This is a genomic window from Rhodosalinus sp. (assembly GCF_041685465.1).
Taxonomy (GTDB): domain Bacteria; phylum Pseudomonadota; class Alphaproteobacteria; order Rhodobacterales; family Rhodobacteraceae; genus Rhodosalinus.
The window spans coordinates 1-5,493 of sequence record NZ_JAWLFS010000204.1; the positions used below are offsets into that span (position 1 = coordinate 1).

Annotated in this window: 5 protein-coding genes; 1 reads left to right on the forward strand and 4 read right to left on the reverse strand. The window is 70.5% G+C overall.

What is annotated here, in order from left to right:
- Positions 1–767 (reverse strand): glycosyl transferase (locus ACESL7_RS12375; RefSeq protein WP_372893624.1); only part of this gene is annotated, 767 nt, incomplete at its 3' end.
- Between the two features lie 85 nt (positions 768–852).
- A complete protein-coding gene (locus tag ACESL7_RS12380; RefSeq protein WP_372893625.1) occupies positions 853–2,016 on the reverse strand; it encodes a M20 aminoacylase family protein in 1,164 nt (387 codons plus the stop codon).
- Between the two features lie 277 nt (positions 2,017–2,293).
- Here ACESL7_RS12380 and ACESL7_RS12385 point away from each other — a divergent pair, with 277 nt between their 5' ends.
- On the forward strand, positions 2,294–3,370 hold the full coding sequence (locus ACESL7_RS12385; RefSeq protein WP_372893626.1) for a YeeE/YedE family protein: 1,077 nt from the start codon (positions 2,294–2,296) through the stop codon (positions 3,368–3,370).
- Here ACESL7_RS12385 and ACESL7_RS12390 read toward each other — a convergent pair.
- Positions 3,306–4,586: a DUF3422 family protein gene (locus ACESL7_RS12390; protein WP_372893627.1), complete on the reverse strand. Its 1,281-nt coding sequence runs from the start codon at positions 4,584–4,586 to the stop codon at positions 3,306–3,308. The genes ACESL7_RS12385 and ACESL7_RS12390 overlap by 65 nt on opposite strands.
- A gap of 171 nt (positions 4,587–4,757) precedes the next feature.
- The coding region (locus tag ACESL7_RS12395; protein ID WP_372893628.1) for an NAD(P)(+) transhydrogenase (Re/Si-specific) subunit beta at positions 4,758–5,493 on the reverse strand (736 nt) is incomplete at its 5' end.

The window sequence follows — 5,493 nt, forward strand, 5'->3', positions numbered from 1 at the left end:
CGCTCGATCCAGTGGTCGCGCAGCCAGGGGCAGGGCTTCGACCGGCGGATCAGCGAGCCGCGATAGCCCTCGACCGCCTCGGGCATCTTGGGGCGGCCGTGGAAGCAGACGACGCGCGCCTCTGCCGGCAGGCGCGGCGGGCGGAGCCAGTTGAGGGGCGGCAGGCCGAGGCAGTCGTACTTGAAGCTGACCACCCAGCCGCCCGGAATATAGGCGAAATCGCCGTGCGCCATCGCCTTGTGCGAGGTGTAGCGCTGTTCGGAGCCGCGGGCGCGCTCGACCTCGGCGTAAGGTGACGCCGCGAGGTCGTCGTAGAGATAGCCGTGCCGCGAGGGATCGAAGCGGAAGACCGAGCCGTGCCCGGTCGGGCGGCCCTTGCGCGCCTCGGTCCAGTCGTGGCGCATCACGAGCTTGCCGGGCGCGAGCGTCAGGATCGGCTCCAGGTCGCCGGTGATCACCACGTCGAGGTCGAAGCCGAGAACCGGGCCTTCGGGGCCCGGAATGGCACCTGGCCGGAAGAGCGAGACCTTGCGCATCGCGCCCTGACGGTTCGCCACGGCGAGGGCGCGGTCCATCTCGTCCTGAAAGGGCTCGCGGGGCAGGGGGACCACTTCCACCTCCGGGTGCAGGCCCTCCGCGTGTTCCGTCATGCAGACGAAGCGGACCTCCCGCGCGAGGTTGCGCCGCACGCCGGAGTAGAGGCGGTTGACGTACTCGGGGCCGAAGGCGGTGCCCCACTTGATGCAGGCGACGGTGACGGGCGGCACGGCCTCTCTCCAAAGGGGACGGGCCGCCTGCCTAGCGCCTCGGCGGCGCCTTGACCAGACGCCGCGAGAGCCGGGGCGCGCGCGCTCAGGCCGCCGGCATCCGCCGTTCCGCCACTTCCGCGAGCCACGAGCAGCCCGCGGGGATCACCGTGTCGTCGAAATCGTATTCCGGGTGATGGACCATCGCCGTGTCGCCGTTGCCGACGAGGATGTAGGCGCCGGGGCGCTCCTCCAGCATGTAGGCGAAATCCTCGCCGCCCATGACGAGGGGCGCCTCGTCGCAGTCGCCCGCCACGGCGCGCGCAACCTCGGCGGCGAAGTCGGTCTGCGCCTCGTGGTTCGCCATCACCGGGTAGCCGCGGTGGTAATGCACCTCGACGCGCCCGCCGAAGGTCGCCGCGACGCCCTCGCAGACGGCGCGGATGCGCGCCTCCGCCAGATCGCGCATCTCCGTGGACAGCGTGCGCACCGTGCCGCGCAGGTGCACGCCCTGCGGGATCACGTTGAAGGCCTCGGACGAGGTGCGGAAGCTGGTGACCGAAACCACGATCTGGTCGACCGGGTCGGCGTTGCGGCTCGCGATGGTCTGCAGCGCGGTGACGGCATGCGCGGCCATCACGGTCGTGTCGACGGTGTCGTGGGGCTTGGCGGCGTGACCGCCCACGCCCTCGAACGCGATGTCGAACTGGTCGGTCGCCGCGAAGAAGGGGCCCGAACGGATGGCGAAGCTGCCCACGGGCCGGCCGGGCCAGTTGTGCATGCCGTAGACCTCCTGAATACCCCATCGTTCCATCAGGTTATCGTCGCACATCTCCTTGCCGCCGCCGCCGCCTTCCTCCGCGGGCTGGAAGATCACGACGCAGGTGCCGTCGAAGTTGCGCGTCTCGGACAGGTATTTCGCCGCGCCGAGAAGCATCGCGGTGTGCCCGTCGTGGCCGCAGGCGTGCATCGCGCCCGGCGTCTTCGAGGCATGCGGCGCGCCGGTCTGCTCGTGGATGGGCAGGGCGTCCATGTCGGCGCGCAGGCCGATCACGCGGCCCGAGGTGTCGGCCCTGCCCCTGATGACGCCGACGACGCCGGTGCGCCCGATGCCCTCCACGACCTCGTCGCAGCCGAAGGCGCGGAGCTTGTCCGCGACGATCTCGGCGGTGCGGTAGGTCTCGAAGAGGATCTCCGGGTGCTGGTGGAAATCCCGGCGCCAGGCGGTGATCTCCTCGTGGAGTTCGGCGAATCGGTTCTTGACGGGCATCGGTACTCTCCTTCGCGGTCGCCTCCGACATAGCGCGCCCGCGCGGCGGTGTCACATCCGCGGCGCGGGGCGAAAAAGACGCCGCGTCCGCCGACAGGGCCGCGGTGCAGGGCGCACGGTCCGGCCGGCCCGAGGGGCGGCGGGATGCGCGTTTCGCCGTCGGGCCGCGGGGTGGGCCGGTTTTCCCCCGGGCCGCGCTGCGCTGCGGCGTCCCGCGCTTGATCCGGCGCGGGCGCTGGCGCATGTCGGACAGGCTTCAGCACAGGGAGGCAGGATCATGTATCAGGCGCTCGGGATCACGGCGCTCACCGCGCCGCAGGCGGCGGTGGTGTTCGGCGCGCTTCTGGGCCTCGCGTTCGGGCTCCTGGCCGAGCGCACGGGCTTCTGCCTGCGCCGTTCCGTCGTCGCGGGGCCGGACCGCCGGCAGGCCGCGGGCGTCTGGCTCGCCGCCTTCGCCGCGGCGCTGGTCGGCACGCAGGCGGCGGTGGCGGCGGGCTGGATCGGCTTCGGCGATCACCGCTTCCACGCGGGCGATCTGCCGGTGATGGCGATCCTCGTCGGCGGGCTGATGTTCGGCGTCGGCATGGTTCTGGCGCGGGGATGCATTTCGCGCCTCGTCGTGCTGTCGGGCACCGGCAACCTGCGTGCGGCGCTCGTGGTCCTGGTCTTCGCGCTCGCGGCGCTCGCGACGATGCGCGGTGTCCTGGTGCCGTTGCGCCTGTGGCTGGGAGAGGCCACGGTGCCGCTCGGCGCGGCGGCCTCGCTCGGTGGCTGGCCGGGCGGCGCGCTCCTCTGGACGGTGCTCGGCGTGGCGGCCTTGCTGGCGGTGGCGCTGCGCTCGGGCGCGGGGCAGGGGGCGCTCGTGGCGGCGGTGGCACTCGGTCTGCTGGTCCCGCTCGGCTGGGTCGGCACGGGGCTCCTTCTGCAGGATGATTTCGACCCGGTGGCGATGCAGTCGCTCGCCTTCACCTCGTCGTCGGCGGAGGCGCTCTTCTGGGTGGGCGCGGCGACCTCGATCCCGCTCGGCTTCGGGGTCGGGCTCGTGGGCGGCACGGTGCTCGGTGCGCTGGCCTCGGCTGTACTTGCGCGGCGCTTCCGCTGGCAGAGCTTCGAGCGCCCGGGCCAGACCGGCCGCTCCCTCTCCGGCGCGGCGCTGATGGGCGTGGGCGGCACGCTCGCCGGTGGCTGCACCGTGGGCGCGGGGCTTTCGGGAACGGCGACGCTGTCGGTGGCGGCGTTTCTTGCGCTCGGCGCGATGATCGCCGGCGGCGTGGCGACCGACCGCGCGCTCAGTCGAGCTTCCCGCGGATCCGTCGGACGAGCACGAGCACGAGCACCACGACCGGCAGAGTGACCGTGGCGGTCACCATGCCCTTGGTCACGCCGAGCGGCTCGGCCAGCGGATAGAGCAGGTAGCTCAGCAGCGAGACGGCGTAGTAGCTGATCGCCACGACGGAGAAGCCCTCAACCGTCTTCTGAAGCTGGAGCTGAAGGTCCGCGCGGCGGTCCATGCTCTCGAGCAGCGCCTGGTTCTGGGCGCTGCGCGCCACGTCGACGCGCGTGCGCAGCAGATCGCCCGCGCGCATCGCCCGGTCGGCCATCGCGTGCAGCCGGCCTTGCGTGGATTTCACGGTGCGCATGGCCGGGTCGAAGCGGCGCATCATGAACTCGTTGAAGGTCTGCCGGCCGCCGAAGCGCACCTCGCGCATGACCTCGATCCGCTCGTGCACGATCGCCTCGTAGGCGGCGGTGGCGCCGAAGCGGAAGCTCGCCTGCGCCTGCAGCGTCTCGAGCTCCGCCGAGACGGTGAGCAGCGCCTGCAGCGTCTCTTCCGCGGGCGCGGCCCGGTCCGTCATGCCGGACATGAGCTCCGAGAGTTCCTTGTCGATCTCGGCCATGCGCGGCGAGAGCGCGCGCACCCGCTGGAAGCCCAGCATCGACATGGTCTTGTAGGTCTCGATCTCGGCGAGGCGCTGGACGATACGGCCGATGCGGCGCCGCCCGATGTCGTCGTGCGGGAAGACGGCGAAGCGCATGTGCCCGGCCGGATCGATCCGGAAATCGCCGATCACCACCGCGCCGTCGTCCTGCACGCAGCTCGCCGCGACGCTTTCAGAGACGAACCAGTCGGCGATGCGCGCCTCGATCTCCTCGTCCGCCGGGCGCGGTTCGATCCGGATGAGCGCCGAGGTGATCCGCTGGCCCGGCGCGGCCGCGAGCCACTCTTCCGGGAAAACGTCGAAATCATCCGGGTCGAAGGGCTTCGCGCCGGGCCCGTCTAGAAAGACCGTGTAGGTGACGAACTCGGTGTGGCTTTCCCATTTCAGCCGGTGCTTGCCGATCTGGCAGAACCAGTGCGTCGCCCCCGGCTGCGGCTGATCGGCGCCGTGGCGGTGCAGGAGCTGCGCGAGATGGTCGAGATCGGCCTGCCGGTCCCGGCTCGCCGCCTCCTCGGGGCGCTTGATGGCGAGAAAGACCGCGCGGCCCGAGGCGGTCAGCGCGGGGAAGGGGCGCGCGTGCAGCTCGTTGGCGAGCTCGTAGCGAAGGGGATGATCCGTGATGGGCGGCATGTGTGTCTCCGACTTGGAGAGATAGTGCTGCAGTGCAGAGAAGTAAAGGTAAAACCCTTGAAACTCATGCGGTTAACGGTGTGCGGCGGTATGCTGACGGCCCGGTGGACCCGATACAAGAAGGGCGCCGCACGGCGCGGCGCCCCTTTTGGTCCCGAGCTGTCCAAAGGCTCACTCGATGAGCGAGAGGAGCTTGTTCAGGCTCTCCTTGGCGTCGCCGTAGAACATCCGCGTGTTCTCCTTGAAGAAGAGCGGGTTCTCGATGCCGGAGTAGCCCGCGCCCTGGCCCCGCTTGGAGACGAACACGTTCTTCGCCTTCCAGACCTCGAGCACCGGCATCCCGGCGATCGGCGAGTTCGGGTCGTCCTGCGCCGCCGGGTTCACGATGTCGTTGGAGCCGATGACGATCACCACGTCCGTCTCGGGGAAATCGTCGTTGATCTCTTCCATCTCGAGCACGATGTCGTAGGGCACCTTGGCCTCGGCCAGCAGCACGTTCATGTGGCCGGGCAGGCGCCCGGCGACCGGGTGGATGGCGAAGCGCACTTCCTTGCCCTTGCCCCGGAGCTTCTTCGTCAGCTCGCTGACCGCGTTCTGCGCCTGTGCCACGGCCATGCCGTAGCCCGGCACGATGACGACGCTGTCGGCCTCCTCGAGCGCGGCGGCCACGCCCTCGGCGTCGATGGCGATCTGTTCGCCCTCGATGTCGGCCGCGGGGCCCTGCGTGCCGCCGAAGCCACCGAGGATCACGTTGATGAACTTCCGGTTCATCGCCTGGCACATGATGTAGCTCAGGATCGCACCCGAAGAGCCCACCAGCGCGCCGGTGACGATCAGGAGGTCGTTGGACAGCGTGAAGCCGATCGCCGCCGCGGCCCAGCCCGAGTAGCTGTTCAGCATCGAGACG

What these genes read in the sequence shown, in the direction of transcription:
- ACESL7_RS12380 (WP_372893625.1), bottom strand. Translation starts at nt 2,016, where the DNA reads ATGCCCGTCAAGAACCGATTCGCCGAACTCCACGAGGAGATCACCGCC.
- ACESL7_RS12385 (WP_372893626.1), top strand. Translation starts at nt 2,294, where the DNA reads ATGTATCAGGCGCTCGGGATCACGGCGCTCACCGCGCCGCAGGCGGCG.
- ACESL7_RS12390 (WP_372893627.1), bottom strand. Translation starts at nt 4,586, where the DNA reads ATGCCGCCCATCACGGATCATCCCCTTCGCTACGAGCTCGCCAACGAG.